At 69.0% G+C, this 25,303-nt stretch carries 18 protein-coding genes; 11 read left to right on the forward strand and 7 right to left on the reverse strand.

What is annotated here, in order from left to right:
* Positions 1 to 46 precede the first annotated feature (46 nt).
* A complete protein-coding gene (locus ACFWSK_RS17425) occupies positions 47 to 1,396 on the reverse strand; it encodes a glycoside hydrolase family 18 protein (protein WP_383786483.1) in 1,350 nt (449 codons plus the stop codon).
* A 274-nt stretch (positions 1,397 to 1,670) separates the two neighbouring features.
* Between ACFWSK_RS17425 and ACFWSK_RS17430 the strand changes: the two genes are divergently transcribed.
* From ACFWSK_RS17430 to ACFWSK_RS17455, 6 genes are all read left to right on the forward strand, one after another.
* Positions 1,671 to 2,423: a GntR family transcriptional regulator gene (locus tag ACFWSK_RS17430; protein ID WP_383786485.1), complete on the forward strand. Its 753-nt coding sequence runs from the start codon at positions 1,671 to 1,673 to the stop codon at positions 2,421 to 2,423.
* Between the two features lie 236 nt (positions 2,424 to 2,659).
* Positions 2,660 to 4,387: a purine-cytosine permease family protein gene (locus ACFWSK_RS17435; RefSeq protein WP_383786488.1), complete on the forward strand. Its 1,728-nt coding sequence runs from the start codon at positions 2,660 to 2,662 to the stop codon at positions 4,385 to 4,387.
* A gap of 220 nt (positions 4,388 to 4,607) precedes the next feature.
* Positions 4,608 to 4,808 carry an SPOR domain-containing protein gene (locus tag ACFWSK_RS17440; RefSeq protein WP_383786491.1) on the forward strand — a complete coding sequence of 67 codons (201 nt, stop codon included), beginning with the start codon at positions 4,608 to 4,610 and terminating at the stop codon, positions 4,806 to 4,808.
* A 79-nt stretch (positions 4,809 to 4,887) separates the two neighbouring features.
* Positions 4,888 to 5,292 carry a (deoxy)nucleoside triphosphate pyrophosphohydrolase gene (locus ACFWSK_RS17445; protein WP_383786494.1) on the forward strand — a complete coding sequence of 135 codons (405 nt, stop codon included), beginning with the start codon at positions 4,888 to 4,890 and terminating at the stop codon, positions 5,290 to 5,292.
* A 118-nt stretch (positions 5,293 to 5,410) separates the two neighbouring features.
* A complete protein-coding gene (locus ACFWSK_RS17450; RefSeq protein WP_383786497.1) occupies positions 5,411 to 5,866 on the forward strand; it encodes an ATP-binding protein in 456 nt (151 codons plus the stop codon).
* A gap of 193 nt (positions 5,867 to 6,059) precedes the next feature.
* A complete protein-coding gene (locus tag ACFWSK_RS17455) occupies positions 6,060 to 8,627 on the forward strand; it encodes a SpoIIE family protein phosphatase (RefSeq protein ID WP_383786559.1) in 2,568 nt (855 codons plus the stop codon).
* Between the two features lie 72 nt (positions 8,628 to 8,699).
* Here the strand turns inward: ACFWSK_RS17455 and ACFWSK_RS17460 are convergent, their stop codons facing one another.
* The 6 genes from ACFWSK_RS17460 to ACFWSK_RS17485 all read right to left on the reverse strand — a co-directional run bounded on the left by ACFWSK_RS17460 (position 8,700) and on the right by ACFWSK_RS17485 (position 15,991).
* Positions 8,700 to 9,410 carry a PspA/IM30 family protein gene (locus ACFWSK_RS17460; RefSeq protein WP_383786499.1) on the reverse strand — a complete coding sequence of 237 codons (711 nt, stop codon included), beginning with the start codon at positions 9,408 to 9,410 and terminating at the stop codon, positions 8,700 to 8,702.
* 151 nt (positions 9,411 to 9,561) lie between these two features.
* Positions 9,562 to 11,658, reverse strand: a complete 2,097-nt coding sequence (locus ACFWSK_RS17465; RefSeq protein WP_383786561.1) for a TPM domain-containing protein — start codon at positions 11,656 to 11,658, stop codon at positions 9,562 to 9,564.
* Between the two features lie 436 nt (positions 11,659 to 12,094).
* A complete protein-coding gene (locus tag ACFWSK_RS17470; RefSeq protein ID WP_383786502.1) occupies positions 12,095 to 12,871 on the reverse strand; it encodes a succinate dehydrogenase/fumarate reductase iron-sulfur subunit in 777 nt (258 codons plus the stop codon).
* Positions 12,868 to 14,835 carry a fumarate reductase/succinate dehydrogenase flavoprotein subunit gene (locus ACFWSK_RS17475; protein WP_383786505.1) on the reverse strand — a complete coding sequence of 656 codons (1,968 nt, stop codon included), beginning with the start codon at positions 14,833 to 14,835 and terminating at the stop codon, positions 12,868 to 12,870. Before ACFWSK_RS17475 ends, ACFWSK_RS17470 begins: the two co-directional genes overlap by 4 nt.
* On the reverse strand, positions 14,836 to 15,690 hold the full coding sequence (locus tag ACFWSK_RS17480) for a hypothetical protein (protein WP_383786508.1): 855 nt from the start codon (positions 15,688 to 15,690) through the stop codon (positions 14,836 to 14,838).
* Positions 15,691 to 15,757: 67 nt separating this feature from the next.
* Positions 15,758 to 15,991 (reverse strand): hypothetical protein, encoded by a 234-nt coding sequence (locus ACFWSK_RS17485; protein WP_383786511.1) that lies wholly within the window; start codon positions 15,989 to 15,991, stop codon positions 15,758 to 15,760.
* Positions 15,992 to 16,289: 298 nt separating this feature from the next.
* Here ACFWSK_RS17485 and ACFWSK_RS17490 point away from each other — a divergent pair, with 298 nt between their 5' ends.
* The 5 genes from ACFWSK_RS17490 to ACFWSK_RS17510 all read left to right on the forward strand — a co-directional run bounded on the left by ACFWSK_RS17490 (position 16,290) and on the right by ACFWSK_RS17510 (position 25,295).
* Positions 16,290 to 18,848: an ABC transporter family substrate-binding protein gene (locus ACFWSK_RS17490; protein WP_383786514.1), complete on the forward strand. Its 2,559-nt coding sequence runs from the start codon at positions 16,290 to 16,292 to the stop codon at positions 18,846 to 18,848.
* 402 nt (positions 18,849 to 19,250) lie between these two features.
* Positions 19,251 to 21,125 (forward strand): translational GTPase TypA, encoded by a 1,875-nt coding sequence (typA, locus tag ACFWSK_RS17495; RefSeq protein ID WP_383786516.1) that lies wholly within the window; start codon positions 19,251 to 19,253, stop codon positions 21,123 to 21,125.
* A gap of 488 nt (positions 21,126 to 21,613) precedes the next feature.
* Positions 21,614 to 23,251, forward strand: coding sequence for an ABC transporter substrate-binding protein (locus ACFWSK_RS17500; protein ID WP_383786518.1), 1,638 nt, complete (start codon positions 21,614 to 21,616; stop codon positions 23,249 to 23,251).
* A gap of 171 nt (positions 23,252 to 23,422) precedes the next feature.
* Complete coding sequence (locus ACFWSK_RS17505; protein ID WP_383786521.1) at positions 23,423 to 24,355, forward strand: ABC transporter permease; 933 nt, start codon at positions 23,423 to 23,425, stop codon at positions 24,353 to 24,355.
* The gene (locus ACFWSK_RS17510) at positions 24,348 to 25,295 is read left to right on the forward strand and encodes an ABC transporter permease (RefSeq protein WP_383786524.1); all 948 of its coding nucleotides are present in this window, start codon (positions 24,348 to 24,350) and stop codon (positions 25,293 to 25,295) included. Before ACFWSK_RS17505 ends, ACFWSK_RS17510 begins: the two co-directional genes overlap by 8 nt.
* Positions 25,296 to 25,303 lie beyond the last annotated feature (8 nt).

Genomic DNA, 25,303 nt, shown 5'->3' on the forward strand with positions numbered 1-25,303 from the left:
GGGTGGGCGGCCCCCCGCCCCCCCCCCCCCCCCACGACGCGCTGGGTCAGCGCCCGTTGAGCCCCTTGTCGACCGCGGTCATCAGCTCGCCGTCGTCCGTGTCCCCGTCCAGCGACCAGAACATCGCACCGCCGAGACCGTGGTCACGGATGTACGAGGTCTTCGTGCGCAGGACCTGCGGGTCGTCGTACGTCCACAGGGTGGTGCCGTCGAACAGCCAGGCATGGCCGTTCCGCGCGTCCCGGTGGACCGTGTACGCGCCCGAATCAGCCAGCTTCCTGAGTGCCTTGTAGTCCTCGTACCCGGCGGCCCAGGTGGCCGGCGCGGGAGCCGCGGCGGGCTGTCCCAGCCCGTCACCGCCGCCCGTCACACCGGTCCAGCCCTGCCCGTAGAACGGCATGCCGACCACCAGCTTGCGGGCGGGCGCGCCCCGCCTGATCCAGTCGCGCACCGTCTGGTCGACGCTGAAATCGCCCTTCGCGTACAGCGCGGACTGCTGGGCGGTGTTCTTCTCGCCGGAGACGTGGAAGTCGTACCCCTGGAGGTTCACGAAGTCGAAGTCCCGCATGATCCGCCGGACATCGAAGCCGGCGTCGATCTTGGCGGGGGCGGTCGGGACGAACGCCGACAGCTCGTAGTGCTTGGGCCTGGTGTGCCGCGCGGAGCTCCTGGCGTACGCGTCGAGCTGGGTGCGGAACTCGTGCACCAGCGCGGTGAAGTTCCGCTTGTCCTCGGGGCGGTAGACCGTGTCCGTGTCACCGGCCGAGCCGGGCCACTCCCAGTCGAGGTCGACACCGTCGAAGAGGCCGGCCGCTGCTCCCTCGCCGCCGCGCGCCCCGTCGACCGGCAGATTCCCCTTGATGTACAGGTCGAGGCAGGAGGAGACCAGGGCCTTGCGGGAGGCGGCGGTCCGGGCCGCGTCCGAGAAGTGGGTGGACCAGCTCCAGCCGCCGAGGGAGATCATCACCTTGAGCCCGGGGTGCTTGGCCTTGAGCTCGCGCAGCTGGTTGAAGTTGCCGGCGAGAGGCTGGGTGCCGGTGTCGGCGACCCCGTCCACGGAGCCCGCGGCATCCAGCGGACGGGCGTAGTCCGCCCAGGCGTCGGCCTCGCCGGGCACATTGCCGGTGAAGCACTTTCCTTCGGCGTTCACGTTGCCGAAGGCGTAGTTGATGTGGGTGAGCTTGGCCGCGGCGCCGCTCGTGTCCAGGTCCTTGACCTGGAAGTCACGGCCGTAGACGCCCCATTGGGTGAAGTAGCCGACGCTCCGGTAGGCGGGCTTGTGGTGCGCCGTGTCCCGGCCCTGGTCGGGGCCGGCCGTGGCGGCGGGGGCGATACCGGCCAGCAGTGTGAAGGTGCAGGCGGCAACGGTCAGTCTGGACAGGCTTCTTCGACGCATGAGGCTCGTTCCTGTGCGTGGGACGGGCTGGACGGGGGATGAGAGCCGTGCTGCACAGGAAGGTATTGGTCTGGACCAAAGGGGGTCAAGGGTGCGGAGGTTACCGGGGGTCCGGCGGGGCAGGAACTGGCCAGGACTCCTGTGGTGCTGATGTTCGAGGTATGCGCCGGCCGCGGTTGAATCATCACTTCGAGTGAAACTTTGGCCAGTGCTTGCGGTTCACAACCGACGGTTGCGACGCTGTCGCAGTCTGTCAACCTGTTGGGAGTGGCCTGTGACTTTCGGTGAGCAGCCCGCCTATCTGCGCGTTGCGAGCGATCTCAGAGAGAAGATCGTCAACGGTGCTCTGCCGCCCCATACCCGCCTGCCGTCGCAGGCCCGTATCCGCGAGGAATACGGAGTCTCGGACACCGTCGCCCTGGAGGCGCGCAAAGTGCTGATGGCCGAGGGGCTGGTCGAAGGGCGCTCCGGCTCCGGCACCTATGTGCGCGAGCGCCCCGTCCCGCGCCGGATCGCCCGCTCCGGGTACCGGACGGGCGTCGGCACCAACCCCTTCCGTCAGGAGCAGACGGCGGAGGGGACGCGTGGCACCTGGGAGTCGCGCAGTGAGCAGGAGGAGGCCGGACCGGAGATCGCCGAACGGCTCGGCATCGAACCGGGCGACCGGGTGATGCGTACGAGATACGTGTTCCGGGAAGCGGGCGAGCCGACGATGCTCTCCACCTCCTGGGAGCCGCTGGCGGTCACGGGACGCACGCCGGTGATGCTGCCGGAGGAGGGTCCGCTGGGCGGCTGCGGGGTGGTCGACCGGATGGCGGCCATCGATGTCGTCGTGGACAACGTGGCCGAGGACGTCGGTGCGAGGCCGGGGCTTGCGGAGGAGCTCCTGGCGCTCGGCGGCGTACCGGGCCATGTGGTGATGGTGATCGAGCGGACGTACTACGCGTCGGGCCGGGCCGTCGAGACGGCGGATGTGGTGGTGCCCGCCGACCGCTACCGGATCGCCTACCACCTGCCGGTCAAGTGAGTCCGGCCGCTCGTCCCGCGTGACCCGGGTTGCCCGTTCCACCTGCCCCCATCAGCGGAGCGTTCCTGTCGCGTGACCGGTATCCGAACGGCTTGTGCGTCGCCCGTGACACCGAGTTAACGCCTCCTCGGCTCCCGTTACGCCTGGGCAATCACCGGTATCAACAATTTGTCATGTCCGGCTCCTAACTTCCCGTTCGTCACCCGCACTCCGGACCGACGAACGGGAAGCCGCCGATGACGGACACCGCCACCCCCACCACGGCCGAAGTGCCGGACGCGGGGGCTCCGGGAGGAACCGGAGCGCCTGGGCGCAGCTATGCGCGGCTAGCCGCCGACGAGAGCCGTGAGGACTACTCGCTCCGATACGCGCCGCATTCCTTCCGGCGCTGGTCACCGTCGGTGGTCGCCGGTACGGCGCTCGGCGGAATCGCCTATCTCGCCGACTTCGCCATCGGGGCCTCGATCGTCTTCACGTACGGCTTCACCAGCGGGCTCACCTCGATCCTCGCCGCCGCGGTGATCATCTTCGTGACGGGCATACCGATCGCGCGGGCCTGCGCGAAGTACGGCCTGGACATGGACCTGGTCACGCGGGGCGCGGGCTTCGGCTACTTCGGCTCGACGCTGACCTCGCTGATCTACGCGTCCTTCACCTTCATCTTCTTCGCTCTCGAAGGCTCGATCATGGCGCAGGCCATGCATCAGGCCGTCGGGCTTCCCGTGGAGGCCGGCTATCTGGTCACGACGCTGATCGTCATCCCGATCGTCTTCCGGGGCATGGGCGCACTGGCCAAGGTGCAGGCGTGGACGCAGCCGGTCTGGATCATCGGGATGGTGCTGCCGTTCGTGGTCCTCGCCTTCGAAGCCCCCGATGCCTGGGGCGACTTCACCTCCTTCGGAGGGACGGAGGGGGCGGGTTCCGGCTTCTCCTGGATCGCGTTCGGGCTGGGTACGGGGGTCGCGCTCTCGCTCATCGCCCAGATCGGCGAGCAGGCCGACTATCTGCGCTTCATGCCGGCCAGGACGGAGGCCAACAAGCGGCGGTGGAATCTCGCAGTCCTCGCGGCCGGACCCGGCTGGGTGGTCATCGGCGCCGCGAAGCAGCTCGGCGGGGCACTGCTCGCCTTCGTCGCACTGGAGGCGGTCGGCAAGACGCACGCGCTGGAGCCGATCGCCCCGCAGATCGAGGCCCTCAAGCCGTGGCTGGGGTCCTTCGCCCTGCCCGCCGCCGCGGTCTTCGTGATCGTTTCGCAGGTCAAGATCAATGTGACCAACGCCTACAGCGGCTCGCTGTCCTGGTCGAACTTCTTCTCCCGGATCACCCACAAGCACCCGGGCCGGGTCTGGTACATCTTCCTCAACCTCGCCATCGCGCTCACGCTGATGGAGATGAACATGTTCGCGGCCCTCAACAAGCTGCTGGGGTTCTACTCCAATGTGGGCATCGCCTGGATCGTGGCCGTCGCCGCGGACCTGGTCATCAACAAGAGGACCGGACTCAGCCCGCCGTACATCGAGTTCAAGCGGGCCTATCTCCACGCGGTGAACCCGGCGGGATTCGGAGCGATGGTGGTCGCCTCGACCGTCTCGATCCTGGCGTTCTTCGGGCTCTTCGGGGAGTACGCGGAGGCGTTCTCGACCTTCATCGCGGCCGGGCTCTCGCTCGTGCTCTGCCCGCTGATCGCCTGGGCCACCAAGGGGAAGTACTACCTGGCCCGCCCGAACCCGGTGAACGGGCCGGACGTCGAGGTCGCCGACATCACCGCGACCCACCGGTGCGCGGTGTGCGAGACCGCGTACGAACTGCCGGACATCGCGGACTGCCCGGTCCAGGCGGGGCCGATCTGTTCGCTGTGCTGCTCGCTGGACGCCGAGTGCGGGGACGTGTGCCGCAGGGAGCCGTCCGCCGGGCCGGTGCCGCTGCCGATGCCTTCCGTATTGCCTGTGCGTGCGGACGGCTGAGGGCCCCGCCCCGTCACCGCCCGCGGGCCGCTGAAACGGGCGCGTCGAGGACCGAGGGGCGCATTCGGAAGAGTGCGCCCCTGCCCGCTTGGCTTGATGCGTATCTCTTTGTGTAAAGACGCATCCGCTGAGTAAAGGTCAGGCGTAGGCTCGGGCATATGCGTACTGCGGTTTCCTGGGGATCCTTAGAGACGTGCACTCCGGTGGGGAGAGGGGCAACATGCTGGGGAGGGCCACGATGAGCGACAGCGGTGCCGTGCTCCCGTGGCTGGTGATACGGCAGGACGACAACGGCAACCGCTACCGCGTCGGCAGGTACGCCACGCAGGACGAGGCCCAGAAGATCGCGGACGGCCTCGACAGTCGCGGCCACAAGCAGCTGTACTGGGTGGAGCGCGTGGGACAGAGCGCCCGACCGTGACAACGGCGCTGATTTCCCGGCCCGCCCCGTACGAGCCCGGCATCTTCCGGAGTGGCCGGGGGCGGCTACGCTCCCGCGTATGAACGCTTCCGTGGTGGTGGCCGGCGCCGTCTTCGACCAGGGACGGCTGCTGGCCGCCCGCCGCAGCGCCCCGCCCGAGCTGGCGGGCCGCTGGGAGCTGCCCGGCGGCAAGGTGGAGCCGGGGGAGAGCGGCGAACAGGCACTCGTCCGGGAGCTCCGCGAGGAACTGGGCGTGGAGTCGCGGGCGCTGGAGCGCATTCCCGGTGAGTGGCCGCTGAAGCCCGGATACGTGCTCCACGTGTGGACGGTGGCACTGGTCACCGGTGAGCCCCGCGCCCTCCAGGACCATGACGCGCTGCGGTGGCTCGGGCCCGACGAGGTGGACGACGTCGACTGGCTGGACCAGGACCGGCCCGCGGTCGCCGAGGCGGCGCGCCGCCTGCGGGGTGCCGCCCACCGCTGAGCACCGGCGTACACCCGTACGCCCTATGCGCCGCCTCGGGCGGTAGGCCGCACCGAATGCCGGGTATGTGCTGATTATTCCCCTTTCCGGGGGTGCGACCTGTTGCTGGTCTTGGGAAGTGATCGGCGTGATCGACATCGATGGCGACTGTGCCGCCTGGACTTTTCCGGCGGTTCCGGGCTCCGTGCGCAGCGCCCGGCACGCGGTTCGTGACGCACTGCGTTCCTGGGGGCTCGACGGAGCGCTCGCCGATGTGACCGAACTGCTCGTCAGCGAGTTGGTGACCAATTCCCTGCGCTACGCCTCCGGGCCCATCGGCGTACGGCTGGTGAGGCCCCGCCCCGACGAGGGCGCCGAGGCCGACCGTTCGTCCCCGTCCGAAGCACCTGCCCCGTCCGGACTGCTGGTGGAAGTCTCCGATCCGCTTCCGGATGTGCCCACCGAACGCAGCGCGGGACCGGACGACGAAGGGGGGCGCGGACTGCAGCTGGTGGCCTGTTCCGCGCGCCGCTGGGGGACCCGTCGTGGAAAGAGTGGCAAGACGGTGTGGTTCGAGCTGGCTCTCCCCGGTTAGGAGTGGGGTGGAACGCACAGCGATCACCAGAGGTCGGGCAGAACCTGGCTGAAAGGGACTGAGACCTTGCTGTGATCGTGAACGCCGTGTCGGTAGCGGCCGTAGTGCTGAATACTGCGGGCAGGACCGGTCCGGTGTGTGAGCTGGAGGGGACGGTCGCGTGAGCGAGATACCTGGGACAGCGGGCGACATCGTGTGGCAGAGCAGCCCACCTGGCTCGATCTATGACTACGTCAGGATCGCCTCCTTCTCGATCGGGCCCGACGGGCTGATCGAGCAGTGGAGCCGGCGTGCCGCCGGTCTGTTCGGCATGACCTCCCACGAGGTGGTGGGCAGGGACCCGGTCGAGGCGTTCATGCCTGCCGAGCTCCGGGACGAGGGTCGTCGGAGGGTCGCCGAGATCCTCGACGGCAAGGAGTGGACGGGCTACGTCCCGTTCCGGATGCCGGGCGAGGACGGTGCGCACGGCGTCGCCGAGATCTATGTCATGCCGAGCGAGACGGCGAACGGGGAACGGGCCGCGCTCTGCATCGTGGTCGACGTACGGGCCCTTCGTCTGGTCGAAACGGACCTCGCGGCATCGCAAGCCATTTTCGGCCAATCTCCTTTCGGTTTCGTGCTGTTCGGTATGGACTTCACCGTCGTACGGGCCAACCAGCGGTTCGCCACCGTCTTCGGCGGGGAAGCCGACGACCACCGTGGGCGCACGGTCGACGACTATCTCTCCGGCCCCGAGGCCGACCGGCTGTCCAGGACCCTGAAGCGGGTGCTGGAGACCGGGCAGGCCGTCACGGACCTTCAGCTGGTGGGCAGCGCGCCCGGCGCGGGTGAAAGCCGTCACTGGTCGATGAACCTCTACCGGGTGCACAGCGGGGCCGGGCGGCCGGTCGGTGTGGCGGGGCTGGCCACCGACGTCACCCGCCGGCACATGGCCGCCCGCGAGGCGGCCAGCGCCCGCCGCAACCTCGCCCTCCTCAACGAAGCCGGCGCGCGCATCGGCAACTCCCTGGACCTGGAGACCACCGCGCGCGAACTTCTCGATGTGGCCGTGCCCGGCTTCTGCGACCTCGCTTCCGTCGATCTGTACCAAGGACTGCTCACGGGCGAAGAGGCACCACCCGGCAGCTGGGGCTCCCGCAACCCGGCGCAGTCCGTCGGATCGGCCGAACTGCGCCGGGTCGCCATGGCCAGCGCCGTCTCCGACGCCCTGTCCGCCACCGAACCGGAGAGCGCCGCATCCGACGGGCACACCGGACCGCCGGCCCTCGGCTCGGTCCACCGCTACCCGTTCCACTCGCCCTGTGCCGTCGCCCTGCGCACCGGACTCGTCGAGGACGTGCCCGGCGACGACAGCAGCTTCGTCCATTCCACGCTCGCCGTGCCGATGGTCGCCCATGACACGGTCGTCGGCCTCGTCCAGTTCTCCCGGACCAAGGGCAGCGAGTCCTTCGGGGAGCGGGACCGGGCACTGGCCACCGAACTGGCCGCCCGGGCGGCCGTCTGCATCGACAACGCCCGTCTCTACCGCCGCGAACACGAACGCGCCCTGATCCTCCAGCGCAGCCTGCTCCCTCCGGGCGACCCCGAGGCCGCGGGGCTCGACATCGCCTGTCGCTATCTGCCGGGCAACACGGCCACCGAGGTCGGCGGCGACTGGTTCGACGTGATCGAACTCCCCGGCCACCGCACCGCGCTCGTCGTCGGTGACGTCATGGGCCGTGGCCTGCGGGCCGCCGTCGCCATGGGTGAGCTGCGCACCGCCGTACGGACGCTGGCCCTTCTCGACCTGGAACCGGCGGAGGTGCTGTCCGCCCTCGACGAGGTCGCCCGCGGCCTCGGTACCCCCGGTGGCGGCGAGCGGAGCGACGGCTTCGGCGGAGGCGGCGGCGCCCAGTGGCCCTCGCGGGCCGCCCACAAGTCCCGTGAGGCGGACCTCTCCGAGGTGTATCTGGCGACCTGCGTGTACGCCGTCTACGACCCGGTCACCCGCCGGTGCACGTTCGCCAACGCCGGTCACCTCCCTCCTGTCGTGGTCGAACCCGGCGAACCGGCACTGCTGCTCGACGTCCCGCCGGGGATGCCGCTCGGCGTCGGCGGCGAACCCTTCGAGGAGGTCGAGGTGGAGCTCAGGGAGGGCGCCCTCCTCGCCCTCTATACGGACGGCCTCGTCGAATCCCGCGACCACCCGCTCGACGAGGGCCTGGAGGCACTGCGCGAGGCCCTCACCTCGCCGGTCCGGCCGCTGGAGAATGTCTGTGACCACGTGCTGACGACACTGGACACCCGCCACGGCGAGGACGACATAGCCCTGCTGATGGCCCGTATCCAGGGACTGCCGGCGGACGCGATCGGCGACTGGACCCTGCCGCGCGAACCGCGCTCGGTCGGCCGTGCCCGGGAACTGGCCCGCACCCAGTTGCTCGCCTGGGACCTGGACGACCTGGTGGACACCACCGAACTGCTCGTCAGCGAACTCGTCACCAACGCGCTCCGGTACGGCGAGGGCGAGATCCGGCTCAGGCTGCTGCGCGACCGTACGCTCGTGTGCGAGGTATGGGACGCGGGCCTCGTCCAGCCGCGGCGTCGGCGGGCACGCGACACGGACGAGGGCGGGCGCGGGCTGCAGCTGGTCGGGTTGCTGAGCGCGGCGTGGGGGTCGAGGCGGACACCACGCGGCAAGACGGTCTGGTTCGAACTGGCCCTGCCCGACGGAGCGCCTGCCGCCGAGCTCTCGGTCGAGCAACTGCTGAGCATGTACTGAGCACGAGCACGAGCACGAGCGTGTGTATGGACATGAGCGTGTGCTGAGCCCCCCTCGGGTTGTCGGCGCTTGTCAGGGCGTCTTCAGGGCGGCGAGGCGGGCTTCGATCTCGGCACTGTCACCCAGGCTGTCCAGTTGCTCGAACTGGGCGTCCAGCGACGACGCCGCGAGCTCCTGTTTGCCCACGGCTCTGGCCTCTTCCCGCCGCACCTTGTCCTCGAAGCGGCTGAGTTCGCTGGTCGGGTCGAGCACGTCGATGTTCTTCACGGCGTCCATCATCTGGTTCTGCGCCTGCGCCGACTTGGCGCGGGCCACGAGCTCGTCACGCTTGGACTTCAGCTCCGTCAGTTTGGTCCTCATCTGGTCGAGACCGGATTTGAGCTTGTCCACCACCACTGTCTGGGAGGCGATGGTCGGCTCGGCGGTCTTCGCCTCCTTCTCCGCCTGGAGCTGACGGCCCAGAGCGACCTTCGCCAGGTTGTCGAACTTGTCCGCATCGGCGGCCGATCCGCCGCCGCGCAGTTCGTCGGCCTTCCTGCTGGCTGCGAGCGCCTTCTGCCCCCACTCCCTGGCCGCGTCGACATCCTCGCGGTGGTCCTGCTCCATCAGCCGGAGGTTGCCGATGGTGGCGGCGACCGCCTGCTCGGCCTCGGCGATATTGCTCGTGTAGTCACGGATCAGCTGGTCCAGCATCTTCTGCGGGTCCTCCGCCTGGTCCAGCAGGGCGTTGATGTTGGCCTTCGCCAGCTGAGTGACGCGGCCGAGGACGGTCTGCTTGGTCATGGCACCTCTCCTTGGGTGAGAACGACTGACGACATACGACGACGGACGAACGAAGGTGGACGAACGAAGGCGGACGAACAAAGGCGGACGAACGAAGGAGCGCGGCGCGGAACGCCGAACACGGAGGGAGGGCGAGCCGTGCCGCCGTAGGTCAGAAGCGGCCGCCGCCGCCCCGGCGGCCGCGTGTGCCCCCGCCGCCGAAACTGCCCGGCCCGCCACCGAAACCGCCGCCCCCGGACCCCCCGAACCCTCCTCCGAAACCGCCGTTCCCGCCCCGGCCGCCCCCGCCGCCGAAGAGTCCGCCGAGGATGATCCCGCCCAGGACTGCCCCGCTCATCCCGCCTCCACCTCCTTGTCCACCGCCCGGTCCCATCTGGTTCCCGTAGCTCCGCACGTCCTGCTCGGCCAGGCTCTGCGCCTGGCCGGCCAGCGCGTCCGCCTGCTGTGCCTCGGCCAGCGCACCCTGCGGATCGTCCGCCCCCGCCAGTTCCCCGGCCCGCTCCCACCGCCGCTGGGCCTCCGCCAGCCGGGTGCGGGCCTGGCTTCCCACGGCGCCCCGGTGTGTGGTGATGAAGTCGGCGGCGGCGCCGATCGTGGCGCGTGCGGTGAGCATCGCCTGATCGAGGAGCGAGCGGGCCCGGAGGGTTCCCTGTTCCCGTTCACGGGCTCCCGCCAGCGCCTCGTCCAGTGCGGCGTCCGCCTCCTCGACCCTGCGCAGCGCGTCGATCGGGTCGTACGGACCGGCTGCCAGCTCGGCCCGTACGTCCTTGAGTACCGCCTCGGCACGGGCGACACGGCCGCGCAGATCGGCGGTCGACATCCCCTCGGTGGTGCCTTCGAGGAGCCCGCCGGCGTCCGCCAGGTCCGTCTCGGTCTCGGTGAGCGAGGCCGGCAGCCTGCCCGCGGCCTCGGCGAATTCCGTGGCGCGCCGGTCCACGGCGTCGGCCAGCGTGGCCGCCTGGCCGATCGCCCCTTCGGCCGCCCGCACGTATACGGCGGCTCTGGAGTTGTCCCCGCCGTCCACGGCCTGGCGGGCCTCGTTGAGACTGGTGGTCGCGAAGAGGAGCCGGTCCTTGGCCTGTTCGATGCCGCTCGCGACGGGGGCGGCAGCCGATTCCGCGTACCGGCTGCGCATGCCGGTGAGGGTCGCCTCGGCCGTGGAGACCCGGCCCGCGAGCGCGCGGAAGGCCGACTCGGCGGTGGCCAGGGCCTGCGGGGCGGTGCGCTCCAGGGCCCGCAGCCGGTCGAAGTCCTCCGACACGGCGTCCAGTCGCTCGTTGGCCTCCGCGCAGCGGCTGATGATCTCGTCGAGCATCCGCCGCCGCGCCGCGTCGTCCTCCGGGAAGGCGTCGTCGAGCTGCTGCCGCAGCCTGAAGGCGGCCGTCAGCTCCGTCTTGGCACGGGTGACCGCTTCCGTGAACGGGACCGCCGCCTCTTCCCCGAACTGCGCGGTGGCGAAACCGAGTTCCTCCTCGCTCGTGCGCACCGCGTCATCCGTGTCCACCAGCACTTCCTTGGCCCGGCCGTCGAGCTCCGGCAGCGGAGTCGGCGGCTCCGTGTCCGCGGCTCCGGAGCCCCAGCCGGCCGCGGCGGGGGTGGTGCGGCCCGAAGCGCGTCGCTTGCGCCGTGTGTACGCGTAGACGGCGACCGCGCCCGCCCCGCCGACGAGCGCCACCGGCAGGATCAGGTCCCCGGCGCCGCCGCTGTCGGAACCGCCCGTTCCGGGATCGGCGGCGCCAGGGGTGAGCGTGGGGGTGGGCACGGGCTGTCCCGCCAGCACGGCGGAGTAGCCGTTGGCGGCTCCGATGGCGGCGCCCGCCCAGTCGTTCGCCGTGAGGGCGGGTTCGATGGCGGTGCTCGCCACGTCCCGCAACTGCTGATCGGTGAGCCGCGAACCGGCGTCGACCGAATAGGCGTACTGCCGGTCGTGCGTGGCCACGGCCAGCAGCACGTCCTCCTGCCCGAGGCCGTTGCGGTTGGCCGTCTCATCGGCCCAGGTCTGCGCGGACCGGCCGGAGAAGTCGCGTACGTACACGACGAAGAGCTGGACGCGGCGGTCCTGGTAGAGCGCGTCGAGCGCGGCCTCCACCGGTACCTCGCGGTCTCCGACCGCCCCCACCCTGTCGGTGATCTGCCCCTCGCGGGACAGCGTCACGGGGTCGTCGGCGCGTGCGGCCGGTGTGGGGGGCAGGAGCAGCCAGCACACCGGGATCAGCGCGGTGAGGAGGGCTCTGCCGAATCCGGACATCCGGGTACGACTCGCAGGCGGCGTCACATTTGGGAGGCTATGTCCGGCCTTCCGTGACCGCGACCCGGCGGAGCCCGGCAGGAGCCTCGGACGGCCGCGGCGGACCGCCCGGCGGTGAGGGCCGACCAGGCATGGCGAGAAGCCCCGTCCTTCGGAACGGGGAGGAGTCTCCAGAACCTCTCGACGAAGAGCCGGAGCCGAGAGAGCCGGCCGCCGATGGTCTTCGGCGGGCAGCATTCGGTCGTTTTCCGGGAAGGTGCGGCTCACTCGGCTTTTGAAAGCGCATTCACCCTAGATTGCGGGGCCCCGCACGGGCAAGGCCATCCGGTGCGGGGCGGCCGGTAAGCAGCGGTGCGGGAGAGTCCTGGCGCCCACGGTGCCGGCACGGCCGGACGCCGCACACGGAGCACAAGTTCTCGAGCGCGACGGCAGCACCTCACGCCCCGTCGCGTCGACGGCCGATCCTGTTGCCCAGCCAGACCAGCGGGTCGTACTTGCGGTCCGCGGCGCGCTCCTTCAACGGGATCAGCGCGTTGTCCGTGATCTTGATGTTCTCGGGGCACACCTCCGTACAGCACTTCGTGATGTTGCAGTAGCCCAGGCCGTGCTCCTCCTGTGCCGTCGCCTTCCGGTCGAGGCCAGACCTGGCCGCGGCGTCCAAGGGATGCATGTCCAGCTCGGCCACCCGCATCAGGAAGCGCGGACCGGCGAACGACGCCTTGTTCTCCTCGTGGTCGCGCACCACATGGCAGGTGTCCTGGCACAGGAAGCACTCGATGCACTTACGGAACTCCTGTGAGCGTTCCACGTCGACCTGCTGCATCCGGTAGTCACCCGCCTTCACCCCCTCGGGCGGCACGAAGGCGGGCACCTCCCGCGCCTTCGCGTAGTTGAACGTCACGTCCGTCACCAGATCGCGGACGACGGGGAAGGCCCGCAGCGGTGTGACGGTGATCGTCTCCCGGCGGTCGAACACCGACATCCGGGTCATGCACAGCAGCCGCGGCCGGCCGTTGATCTCCGCGCTGCACGAACCGCATTTGCCCGCCTTGCAGTTCCAGCGGACCGCGAGATCGCCCGCCTGGGTGGCCTGGATGCGGTGGATGATGTCGAGGACGACCTCACCGTCGTTCACCTCGACCGTGAAGTCCTCCAGGTCGCCGCCGCCGGTGTCCCCGCGCCAGACCCTGAACCGCGCGTTGTAGCTGCTCACTCGTACAGCTCCTCTTCGGCGAGGTACTTGACCAGCTCTTCCTTCTCGAACAGGGCGAGCAGGTCCGGACGGATGGGTTCGGTGGACTTCCTCACGAGCTCGATCCGGCCGCGCAGCGGGTCCTCCGGCGCCCGGCCGTGCCCTCCTTCGTTCCGGCCGTCCCCGGACGCGCTCCCGCCCTCCGGATCGGCGAGCCGGCACAACAGGTTCACCGGGCGCCAGGCGCGTTCCATGGCGGGGCAGTCCTCGCGGGTGTGACCGCCCCGGCTCTCGGTACGCTCCAGCGCCGCCCGCGCGACGCACTCGCTGACCAGCAGCATGTTCCGCAGGTCCAGGGAGAGGTGCCAACCGGGGTTGAACTGCCGGTGGCCCTCCACCGCGGCGCGGCGCGCCCGTACGCGCAGTCCGGCCAGCTTCTCCAGGGCCTGCGCCATCTCCGGCGCACGGCGGATGATGCCGACCAGGTCGTTCATCGTCTGCTGGAGTTCCTGGTGCAGGGTGTACGGATTCTCGGCGGCGGCCCCGTCCTCCAGCTCCTCCGCGGCGAACGGACGCAGGGCTTCCGCCGCGGCCGCGTCGATCTGCTCCTCGTCCACGGCCGGGAGGGCGGAGAGCCCCGCCGCGTAGGCGGCGGCGTGCAGGCCCGCCCGCCTCCCGAAGACGAGCAGGTCGGAGAGGGAGTTGCCGCCCAGCCGGTTGGAGCCGTGCATACCGCCCGCCACCTCGCCCGCCGCGTAGAGCCCCGGTACGGCGAGCGCGGAAGCGCTGTCGGATTCGACGGCGATCCCGCCCATCACGTAGTGACAGGTCGGCCCGACCTCCATCGCCTCGGCGGTGATGTCGACATCCGCCAGCTCCTTGAACTGGTGGTACATCGAGGGCAGCCGGCGGCGGATCGTGTCCGCGGGCATCCGGGTCGACACATCCAGGAACACCCCGCCGTGCGGTGAACCGCGGCCGGCCTTCACCTCGGCGTTGATGGCGCGCGCGACCTCGTCGCGCGGCAGCAGCTCGGGCGGGCGGCGGTTGTGGTCCGGGTCCTCGTACCAGCGGTCGCCCTCCTCCTCCGACCGCGCGTACTTCTCCTTGAACACATCGGGGACGTAGTCGAACATGAACCGCTTGCCCTCGGAGTTGCGCAGCACCCCGCCGTCGCCCCGCACCGACTCGGTGACGAGGATCCCCTTCACCGACGGCGGCCAGACCATGCCGGTCGGGTGGAACTGCACGAACTCCATGTTCAGCAGGGGAGCGCCGGCCAGCAGGGCCAGGGCGTGGCCGTCGCCGGTGTACTCCCAGGAGTTCGACGTCACCTTGAAGGACTTGCCGATGCCGCCGGTGGCGAGGACGACCGCGGGTGCTTCGAGCACGAAGAAGCGGCCGGACTCACGCTCGTAGCAGAAGGTGCCGCTGACCTTCTCGCCGTCCTTGAGGACGCGGGTGACCGTGCACTCCTGGAAGACCTTGAGGCGCGCCTCGTAGTCGCCGGTCTCGCGGAAGTCCTCCTGCTGGAGCGCGACGATCTTCTGCTGGAGCGTGCGGATCAGTTCGAGGCCGGTACGGTCCCCGACGTGTGCGAGCCGGGGATACTCATGGCCGCCGAAGTTGCGCTGGGAGATCCTGCCGTCGGGCGTGCGGTCGAAGAGCGCGCCCCAGGTCTCCAGTTCCCAGACCCGGTCGGGCGCCTCCTTGGCGTGCAGCTCGGCCATCCGCCACTGGTTGAGGAACTTCCCGCCGCGCATGGTGTCGCGGAAGTGCACCTGCCAGTCGTCCCCGGAGTTCACATTGCCCATGGACGCGGCGATGCCGCCCTCCGCCATGACGGTATGGGCCTTGCCGAAGAGCGATTTGCAGATGACGGCGGTACGGGCTCCGCGCTCCCGTGCCTCGATCGCCGCCCGCAGACCGGCACCGCCGGCTCCGACCACCACGACGTCCCACTGCTGCCGTTCGAGCTCAGTCATTCAGAAAAACCTCGGATCGTCGAAAGCGCCGGACGCGACGAGATAGACGTAGAAGTCGGCCACCGCCACGCTGATCAGGGAGGCCCAGGCGAGCTGCATGTGCCGGCCGTTGAGCTTCCCGGCCCAGCCCCAGAGCCGGTAGCGCACGGGATGCTTGGAGAAGTGCCGCAGCCGGCCGCCGATGATGTGCCGGCAGGAGTGGCAGGAGAGGGTGTACGCCCAGATCAGGGTGATGTTCACCAGGAAGATCAGGGAGCCGAGACCCATGTGCCCCCAGGCGTAGTGCTCGTCGCGGAAGGCGAGCACGGTGTCGTACGTGAGGATTCCGGCGACCGGGAGCGCCGCGTAGAAGAAGTAGCGGTGCATGTTCTGCAGGATCAGCGGGAAGCGGGTCTCGCCGGTGTACGAGGAGTGCGGCTCGGCGACCGCGCAGGCCGGGGGAGAGGCCCAGAAGCCGCGGTAGTACGCCTTGCGGTAGTAGTAACAGGTCAGCCGGAAGCCCAGCGGGAAGACCAGGACGATCAGGGCGGGGGAGAGGCCCCACCAGCTGCCGAAGATCTCCCAGTTGGGTCCCGAGCGCATCGGCGCGCAGTTCTCCGCCAGACAGGGCGAGTAGAACGGCGATACGTACGGGGCGGCGTAGTAGTCGGCGTTGGCGAAGGCCCGCCACGACGAGTAGACGATGAAGGCGAGCAGTCCGCCTGCCGTCGCGGCGGGTGCCGACCACCAGCGGTCGGTGCGCAGATGCCGGGCGGCGATGGCGGCGCGCGAGGCGTGCCGGACGCCGGTGCCGCTGCCCGTCCGCGGCGGGGGCGGGTGCGGTGGTTGGGTGCCTGGTTCCGTACCGGTGGCCAAGGAGTGCTCCTCGGGACTGGGTGGCTGGGCCGTGAAGGGGCCTGGGGCCTGTCGCTCGGGCCAGGCCCTAGGGGGCGTGTCTGCCGCGGACTCCCAGACCCTCGTCGTCCGAGTCCGTCCACAGCGTGGCGTCGTACGGCGCCTCGGTGATGGTGACCATGTCGGTGGGGTGGTCCGGGGTGCCGGGCCGGCCGGCCGCGTCCTCGCGCAAACGGGCGAGGCTGCGCTCCAGCCGCCCGACGGTGCGGACCAGGTCGTCGAGACAGTGCTGAACAGCCGTCAATTCCTCGTGCAGGGACATGACTTGCCCTCACTTCCGCGATGGCGGGTGGCAATGCTCATGCGCATGCGAGTGTCGCGCGTCACATCTGGTTTGTGAAGGGAGCGCGCAACCCCGGCTCGGCGCGGCCGGGGCCGGACCGTTCCGCCGCCCGGGTGAGGTTGGCGGCGCGCCGCGCCGTGTCTGCGCCGCCTCTCGCGCGTAGGCGCCTTCAGTGGATGGACGGAACCAGTGTGATCAACTGCAAATGCCACCAAACAAGAAGAATCCGGTCCATTCCGGTACGGGGTGGACCGGGTCGGCCCCGGAGGTATCAGCCATGTCCCACGTCGGCGTCCCGCGCGGGACGGCCCGAAAGCGCCGCTCCCTCGCGCTCCTCACGACGGGTGTGCTCACGATCCCGGTGCTGGCCGGATGCAGCTCGGGGAGCGAGGAGACCTCCTCCGCGGCCGTCCCCCAGGACATCGCCCCCGCCGCCCGGGACCTGGTGCGGGACGGCGGCACGGTCACCTGGGCGATCGACTCGATGCCCAGCACCCTGAACGCCTATCAGGCGGATGCCAACGGGTCGACCGCGCGCGTCACCGGCGCCCTGCTGCCCTCGCTCTTCCCGATGGACGCCAAGGGAACACCGCGGCTCAACCCGGACTATCTGGAGTCCGCGAAGATCATCGAGCGGGAGCCCAGGCAGGTCGTGCTCTACAAGCTCAACCAGCAGGCGGTGTGGAGCAACGGGCGGGAGATCGGGGCCCCCGACTTCGTCGCCCAGTGGCGTGCGCTGAGCGGCAAGGACTCGGCGTACTGGACCGCCCGCAACGCCGGCTACGAGCGGATCGAGAAGATCGAGCGCGGTTACGACGACCTCCAGGTCCGGGTGACCTTCGCCAAGCCGTACGCGGACTGGCGCTCGCTCTTCTCCCCCCTGCTGCCGAAGGAGGTGACCGGCTCCCCGGACACCTTCAACGACGGCGCGCGCACCACGCTCAACGTCACCGCAGGACCGTTTCAGCTGCGCAGCGGCACGAGCAAGGAACAGCTCACGCTGGACCGCAGCCCGCGCTGGTGGGGCGACAAGCCCAAGCTCGACTCGCTCGTCTTCCGCGCGGTCAAGCCCGGCGAGCGCGTCGAGGCCCTGACCGGGGGCACCGTGGACATCGCGGACGTCGACGCCGCCGCCGCGCACCGCGTCGCCCTCGCCGCCCGCGATGGCGGCGGCAACGGACAGCCGCTCGCCCACGGCCCCGGCGCCGCCCTCACCCCCGCCGCCGCCCTGCGCTCCTGGGCGCTGGCCCACGGCTCCGACGAGAAGCAGGCGGAGGCCGCGCTGGCGGCCCGCAGGAGCAACCAGGTAGCCATCGCCTCGTACGCCACCGAGCAGAAGTCACTGCGCGCCTACGTCGTACGCAAGTCCCTGGAGCCCGCTTACACGCAGCTCGCGCTGAACGGCGAGTCCGGACCGCTCTCGGACGACCGGGTACGCCGCGCCGTGGCCCGCGCCCTGGACCGTCAGGAGCTCGCAGAGACCGTCCTGAAGCCGCTCGGACTGCCCGCGGAACCGCTCGGCAGCCACCTCGCGCTGACAGGGCAGCCCGGTTACAGGGACGGCAGCGGCGCACTGGGCGACCAGGACACCAAGGAGGCGCAGGCACTGCTGGCCGACGCGGGCTGGACGTACGGCGGAGCGTTGGAGAAGCCCAAGGACACCAAGGCGGGCAGCGAGGCCGACAAGAAGAAGGCCGCGGAGAAGGAGGGCGAGAAGGAGAGCGGGAAGGGCGCCGGCAAGGCGGCGGAGGAGGAGGAAGGCACGACAGAGAAGCAGGAGAGGGCCGAGAAGGCGGAGAAGCAGGAGAAGGCGGAGAAGGCGGAGAAGGCGGAGAACACCGAGAAGAGCGACGCCGCTGCCGGGGCGGGCGAACCGGCCCGCGACGAGGGCATGTACATCGTCGGCCAGGACGACAAGCCGGGCGAGCGCCGTGACGAGGGGCCCGCCACCCGCATCCTCGCCCCCGCCCCGGCCGCCGGCGTCCAGAGCGCCGCCCTGCTGCGCCAGGCGGGCCTGTTCACAGCCGCCGATGCCGCCGAACCGGCCAACGAGGTGAAGGACGCCAAGGACACCAAGGACACTAAGGACGCCAAGGGCACCAAGGACGCCAAAGACAACGACACCGGCGACACCGGTTCCGAGGCTGACGCCTCCAGGGCCACCGCCCAGGACAAGGCCACCGCCCAGGACAAGAAGCCCGGTGGCGCCGCCGGTGCCTACGCCCCCGCGGGCACCGCCGCCCCCGCTCCCGCGTCCGTACGGGGCCCGCTGGGCAAGGACGGCGTACCGCTGTCCCTGCGATTCGTCCTTCCCTCCGGGCCGGGGTCCCAGGCGCTCCGCAGCGTCGGCGAGAAGATCGCCGCGATGCTGGAATCCGTCGGTATCCGTACGGAGATCACGAAGGTCACCGACGAGAGCTACTTCAAGGACCACATCGCCTCCGGCGACTACGACCTGGCGCTGTACTCCTGGCCCGCGAGTGCCTACCCGGCGACCGACGGCCGTCCGATCTTCGCCAAGCCGGAACCCGCCACGGACGGATCGCTGCTGGTCGAGCAGAACTACACCCGGGTCGGGACCGACCACATCGACCAGCTCTTCGACCAGGCGGTCTCCGAACTCGACGAGGGTGCCGCCCGGGATCTGATGAAGCAGGCCGACGCACGGATCTGGGCCGCGGCAGGATCGATTCCGCTCTACCAGCGCCCCCAGCTGGTGGCCACCGACAAGCAGCTGGTCAACGTCGGTGCCTTCGGCTTCGCCACCCCCCATTACCAGGACATCGGCTTCAAGAAGCCGCAAGCAGCAGGTTCCCCCGCGAACCGTAAGAAGTAGCAGGTCAAGGCAGCATTAAGGACTGCCTGAAGCTCAGAAGCAGCTCAATTCCCTTGCCCGCCGGACCCCCCGGCGGGCAAGGTGGTTCATGCCCTGACCCGGGCTGTACACCCTCCCCACACCCCCCACAGGCGTGCGCGACCTCCTCCCGCGCTCGCCCGCGTTCCCCACGTTTCCCCGCGTTTTTTCGCGCCCTGTTCCGGGCGTGCACCAGCCGAGTAATGACTTAATACCGGCTGAATATCGGCTGAATACCGGTCTCGCGGATCGGGCCGGGAAGCCCCGGACGCGCCGGGCCCGTACCATTGGACTAGCCGTGGCGTGTCCGCCCGGCGGGCGTACGAGGACTCGAGACCGACTGAGACGCCTGATCCCACGATCCGAGAGAAGCGCAAGCCACCCATGCCCACGCGCCACGACATCCGTAACGTAGCCATCGTCGCCCACGTCGACCACGGCAAGACCACGCTGGTCGACGCCATGCTCAAGCAGGCCGGCGCCTTCGCCGCGCACGCCGCGGAGCACCTCGACGATCGCATGATGGACTCGAACGACCTGGAGCGTGAGAAGGGCATCACGATCCTGGCCAAGAACACGGCCGTCAAGTACCACCCGAAGGATGGCGGCGACGTCATCACCATCAACATCATCGACACCCCGGGCCACGCCGACTTCGGCGGCGAGGTCGAGCGCGGTCTGTCGATGGTGGACGCGGTCGTACTGCTCGTCGATGCCTCCGAGGGCCCGCTCCCGCAGACCCGGTTCGTGCTGCGCAAGGCGCTCACCGCCAAGCTGCCGGTCATCCTCTGCATCAACAAGACCGACCGTCCCGACTCCCGGATCTCCGAGGTCATCGACGAGACGTACGACCTCTTCCTGGACCTGGACGCCGACGAGGACCAGATCGAGTTCCCGATCGTCTACGCCTGCGCCCGTGACGGCGTCGCGTCGCTGACGAAGCCCGAGGACGGCACTGTCCCGCCGGACAGCACCAACCTGGAGCCGTTCTTCAACACGATCCTCTCCACGGTTCCGGCCCCGGAGTACGACGCGGACGCCCCGCTGCAGGCCCACGTCACCAACCTGGACGCCGACAACTTCCTCGGCCGTATCGCGCTCTGCCGTGTCGAGCAGGGCGAGCTGCGCAAGGGCCAGACCGTCACGTGGATCAAGCGCGACGGCACGATGTCCAACGTCCGCATCACCGAGCTGCTGATGACCGAGGCGCTCACCCGCAAGCCGGCCGAGATGGCGGGCCCGGGTGACATCTGTGCCATCGCCGGTATCCCGGACATCATGATCGGCGAGACCCTGGCCGACCCCGAGAACCCGATCGCGCTGCCGCTGATCACGGTCGACGAGCCGGCCATCTCTATGACCATCGGCGCCAACACCTCGCCGCTGGTCGGCAAGGGCGGCAAGGGTCACAAGGTCACGGCGCGCCAGATCAAGGACCGCCTCGACCGCGAGCTGGTCGGTAACGTCTCGCTGCGCGTCCTGGACACCGAGCGTCCCGACGCCTGGGAGGTCCAGGGCCGCGGTGAGCTCGCCCTGGCCATCCTGGTCGAGCAGATGCGCCGTGAGGGCTTCGAGCTGACCGTCGGCAAGCCGGAGGTCGTCACCAAGCAGGTCGACGGCAAGACGCACGAGCCGATCGAGCGCATGACGATCGACTCGCCCGAGGAGCACCTCGGTGCCATCACGCAGCTGATGGCGACCCGCAAGGGCCGCATGGAGACGATGACGAACCACGGTTCGGGCTGGGTCCGCATGGAGTGGATCGTGCCCTCCCGCGGCCTCATCGGCTTCCGTACGGAGTTCCTGACGCAGACCCGCGGTACGGGCATCGCGCACTCGATCTTCGAGGGCCACGAGCCGTGGTTCGGTGAGCTGCGGACCCGTCACAACGGCTCGCTGGTCGCCGACCGTTCGGGCACGGTGACGCCGTTCGCGATGGTCAACCTCCAGGAGCGCGGTGTCATCTTCACCGAGGCCGGCACCGAGGTCTACGAGGGCATGATCATCGGCGAGAACTCCCGCGCCGACGACATGGACGTGAACATCACCAAGGAGAAGAAGCTCACCAACATGCGTGCGGCTTCCGCGGACACCACCGAGAACGTGGTGCCCGCGCGCAAGCTCTCCCTGGAGCAGTCCCTGGAGTTCTGCCGCGACGACGAGTGCATCGAGGTGACCCCGGAGACCGTGCGTATCCGCAAGGTCGTCCTGGACGCCAAGCAGCGCGGCCGCACCGCCTCGCGCGCCAAGAACGGCTGACACTGCGTCGGCCGGCCGTGAGCACGCTCGCCGTGTGACAGGGCAGGCCCACATCCGGAGCGTCGGGTTCACTCGACGATCCGTCAGCACGAGGCATTGACAAGAGGTCCGGCTCCCCACGGAAACTGTGGGGAGCCGGACCTTTCGTCAATCACTTTTCCTGGTCAAGGTGTCCGGATATCGGGCGTCGCTCTCCGGAACATGTGTTAACGGTCCGTTTCGGGGGTGTCTGTCTAGGATCAGTTTGTCCGGATTTCGGGCACACGGCCCCTAGTGATGTTGTCAAACCGAGACCCTTTAAGTGTGGTTTACAGCCTGGGCGTACCCAATAGTTGGCTCCATTGAGCTCGGGTCAATGGGTCACGCACTGTGGGGAGTGCCGACTCACGAGCACACTCGGGGCACTGAATCGATCGCCGTCAGGGGTGTCGGTAGATCTCTCCAGTGCCCCTCTTGTAGTCAAAAGTGGACTCATGAGGAGGAAACCCATGCGCGGTGCCAAGAGCGCCAAGTGGGTCGCGGGAGCGGCAATCATCGCCCTGGCCGCGACTGCCTGTGGCGGCGGCGAAGGTAATGACAAGGGCAACGAAGGTGCCAAGGGTGCGGTTGACCCCAACGGCATCTTCTCCATCGAGGTCGGTGAGCCGCAGAACCCGCTGCAGCCGGCGAACACGATGGAGTCGAACGGCAGCATCGTCACCGACGCGATCTTCTCGCAGCTGGTCGACTACGACCCGGCCGGCAAGCTTGAGATGATCAACGCCGAGTCGGTCGACACCACGGACTCCAAGCTGTGGACGGTCAAGCTCAAGAAGGACTGGAAGTTCCACGACGGGACCCCGGTCACCGCCGAGTCCTACGTCAAGGCGTGGAACTGGGCTGCGAACATCACCAACGCGCAGACCAACGCGTCCTGGTTCGACGGCATCAAGGGCTTCGCCGACGTGCACCCCGCGGAGGAAGGCGCCAAGCCGAAGGCCGACGCCATGTCCGGCCTGAAGGTCGTGGACGACTACACCTTCACGATCGAACTCGACGCCCCGCTTCCGTACTTCGCGTACAAGCTCGGCTACACGGTCTACTCCCCGCTCCCCGAGTCCTTCTACGCGGACCCGAAGGCGGCCGGCGAGAAGCCGGTCGGTAACGGCGCGTACAAGTTCGAGAGCTGGGACCACAAGAAGCAGATCAAGGTCGTCCGTTACGACGACTACAAGGGTCTCGACAAGGCGAAGAACGGTGGTGTGATCTTCAAGAACTACACCACCATCGAGACCGCCTACGAGGACCTGAAGTCGGGCAACGTCGACGTCCTCCGCCAGATCGGCCCGAAGGACCTCCCGGTCTACCGTGCCGACCTCGGTGACCGCGCTGTGGACAAGGCGTACTCCGCCATCCAGACGCTCGGTGTCGCGATGTACCAGAAGCAGTGGAAGGACACCGACCCCAAGGTCCTCCAGGGCCTGTCGATGGCCATCGACCGGGACACGATCACCAAGACGGTGCTCCAGGGCACCCGCGAGCCGGCCACCGGCTGGGTCGCCAAGGGCGTCCTCGGCTACCAGCCGAACGTCGCCGGTGACGTCACCAAGTACGACCCGGCGAAGGCCAAGGCCCTCATCAAGGAGGGTGGCGGTGTTCCGGGCAACAAGGTCTTCATCCAGTTCAACGCCGACGGCGGCCACAAGGAATGGGTCGAGGCTGTCTGCAACAGCATCACCCAGGCGACCGGCGTCGAGTGCGCCGGCGACTCCAAGGCCGACTTCCAGGCCGACCTGGACGCCCGCGACGCCAAGCAGGTCAAGTCCTTCTACCGCGGTGGCTGGGTGCTCGACTACCCGGTGAACGCCAACTTCATCAGCGACCTGTTCCGCACGGGTGCGGCCGGTAACAACGGCTTCTTCTCGAACAAGGACCTCGACGCGAAGATCAAGGCCGCGGACACCGCGCCCTCGCTCGACGAGTCGGTCAAGGCGTACCAGGAGGTGGAGAAGGAGCTGGTCAACTACATGCCGACCATTCCGCTCTGGTACTACAAGGTCAACGCCGGTTACTCGGAGAAGGTCCAGAACGTCGACTACGCACAGGACGGCGACCCGATCCTGACGCAGGTCGAGGTCAAGAAGTAACCACCGACGTAGTCCGCAGGCCGGTGCAGGACCGACACTGACATCGGTTTCTGCGACGCCAGCCTGCACGCAGTGGCCGGGGGGCCCTTCCGCGACACCGACGACCCCACGAGGGGGTCGGTGACGAGGGAGGGCCCGTCGGCTGCGGCGTGCCACTTACATGGAGGCACCATGGGGCGCTATGTCGCACGACGACTGCTCCAGATGATCCCGGTCTTCATCGGGACAACTCTGCTGATCTTCCTGATGGTCTACACGCTGCCCGGCGACCCCGTGCGGGGGCTCTTCGGGGACAAGGGTGCGGACCCCGCGACCCTTGCGGCCATGCGGCACCAACTCGGCCTCGACCAGCCGATTCTGGTGCAGTACTGGGAATACATGAAGGGAATCGTCCTTCACTTCGACTTCGGCACCCAGATAGCCAGCGGACGGCCCGTCACCGACGTACTCGGCGACGCGTTCCCGGTCACGCTGCGGCTCGCCGCGATGGCGTTCCTCATCGAGATCGTTCTCGGTCTCGCCCTGGGCATGGCCGCCGGTCTCCGCGCCGGCCGTCTGACCGACAACGTCGTCCTGGTACTGACGCTGCTGATCATCTCGATCCCGGTCTTCGTGCTCGGCTTCATCGTCAAGTCGGTGTTCGCCTTCGAGCTCGGCTGGATCGCACCGAACGTCTCCAACGACGCGACGTGGGGCGAGTTGTTCACCCCGGCGATCGTCCTTGGTTCGCTCTCCCTGGCGTACGTGGCACGACTGACCCGTACGACGATGGCGGAGAACCTGCGCTCGGACTACATGCGCACGGCCGTCGCCAAGGGTCTTCCCAAGCGCCGCATCGTGGGTGTCCACCTGATGCGCAACTCGCTGATCCCGGTCGTCACCTTCCTCGGCACGGACCTGGGCGCCCTCATGGGCGGCGCGGTCGTCACAGAGGGCCTGTTCAACGTGAAGGGCATCGGCGGCACCATCTTCGAGTCGATCGTCCGGCGCGAGGGCACCACCCTGGTCGGACTGGTCACCGTCCTGGTGCTCGTCTACCTCTTCATGAGCTTGCTCGTCGACCTGCTGTACGCGGTCCTGGACCCGAGGATCCGGTATGCCTGACCTGACCAAGACCGCTCCCGCTCCCGACGAGGCCGTCGCACCCGCCGCGGAACCCGCCGAGGCCGTCAAGGCCGACAAGCCACGCAGCCTCTGGGGCGACGCCTGGCAGGACCTGCGGCGCAACTGGTACTTCATCATCTCCGCCGGCCTCATCGTGATCCTGCTTCTGATCACGGCGTTCCCGAGCCTGTTCACCAGCGCCTCGCCCACCACGGGTGACCTCGTGAACCACTTCCTGGGCAAGCCCGAGCTGAGCAAGATCGGTTCGCCCGAGTGGTTCGGTTACGACGGCCAGGGCCGCAGCGTCTACGCCCGCGTCATCTACGGCACCCGTGCCTCGGTGATCGTCGGTGTCGCGGTGACCCTCGCGGTGACCCTGTTCGGTGGCCTGATCGGCATGCTGTCCGGCTACTTCGGCGGCTGGATCGACGCGTTGCTCTCGGGCTTCACGAACATCTTCCTGGGCCTGCCCTTCCTGCTCGGCGCGATGGTCGTCCTCCAGGCGTTCACGGACCGTTCGATCTGGGTGGTCGTCTTCGCCCTGGCGTTCCTCGGCTGGACCCAGATCGCGCGTGTCATGCGCGGTGCGGTGATCACCATCAAGCAGTCGGACTTCGTCCAGGCGGCCAGAGCACTCGGTGCGAGCACGCCCCGCATCCTGTTCCGGCACATCCTGCCGAACGTGATGGCCCCGGTGATCGTGGTCGCGACCATCTCGCTCGGTGTGTACATCTCGGCGGAGGCGACCCTGTCCTACCTGGGTCTCGGCCTCGCCTCGCCGACCGTTTCGTGGGGTATGGACATCTCCGGTGGTTCGGCTCAGATCCGGGTGGCGCAGCACATCCTGATCTACCCGTCGATCATGCTCAGCATCACCGTTCTGGCGTTCATCATGCTCGGCGAAGCCGTCCGTAACGCCCTCGACCCGAAGACGCGATAAGGAGGGCG

The organism is Streptomyces sp. NPDC058620, from assembly GCF_042717135.1.
Classification (GTDB): Bacteria; Actinomycetota; Actinomycetes; order Streptomycetales; family Streptomycetaceae; genus Streptomyces.

Excerpts from the sequence above, each read along its gene's own strand:
- ACFWSK_RS17500 (WP_383786518.1), top strand. The coding sequence starts at position 21,614 with ATGCGCGGTGCCAAGAGCGCCAAGTGGGTCGCGGGAGCGGCAATCATC.
- ACFWSK_RS17460 (WP_383786499.1), bottom strand. The coding sequence starts at position 9,410 with ATGACCAAGCAGACCGTCCTCGGCCGCGTCACTCAGCTGGCGAAGGCC.
- ACFWSK_RS17505 (WP_383786521.1), top strand. The coding sequence starts at position 23,423 with ATGGGGCGCTATGTCGCACGACGACTGCTCCAGATGATCCCGGTCTTC.
- ACFWSK_RS17425 (WP_383786483.1), bottom strand. The coding sequence starts at position 1,396 with ATGCGTCGAAGAAGCCTGTCCAGACTGACCGTTGCCGCCTGCACCTTC.
- ACFWSK_RS17510 (WP_383786524.1), top strand. The coding sequence starts at position 24,348 with ATGCCTGACCTGACCAAGACCGCTCCCGCTCCCGACGAGGCCGTCGCA.
- ACFWSK_RS17475 (WP_383786505.1), bottom strand. The coding sequence starts at position 14,835 with ATGACTGAGCTCGAACGGCAGCAGTGGGACGTCGTGGTGGTCGGAGCC.
- ACFWSK_RS17440 (WP_383786491.1), top strand. The coding sequence starts at position 4,608 with ATGCTGGGGAGGGCCACGATGAGCGACAGCGGTGCCGTGCTCCCGTGG.
- ACFWSK_RS17435 (WP_383786488.1), top strand. The coding sequence starts at position 2,660 with ATGACGGACACCGCCACCCCCACCACGGCCGAAGTGCCGGACGCGGGG.
- typA (WP_383786516.1), top strand. The coding sequence starts at position 19,251 with ATGCCCACGCGCCACGACATCCGTAACGTAGCCATCGTCGCCCACGTC.
- ACFWSK_RS17445 (WP_383786494.1), top strand. The coding sequence starts at position 4,888 with ATGAACGCTTCCGTGGTGGTGGCCGGCGCCGTCTTCGACCAGGGACGG.
- ACFWSK_RS17490 (WP_383786514.1), top strand. The coding sequence starts at position 16,290 with ATGTCCCACGTCGGCGTCCCGCGCGGGACGGCCCGAAAGCGCCGCTCC.
- ACFWSK_RS17485 (WP_383786511.1), bottom strand. The coding sequence starts at position 15,991 with ATGTCCCTGCACGAGGAATTGACGGCTGTTCAGCACTGTCTCGACGAC.
- ACFWSK_RS17465 (WP_383786561.1), bottom strand. The coding sequence starts at position 11,658 with ATGTCCGGATTCGGCAGAGCCCTCCTCACCGCGCTGATCCCGGTGTGC.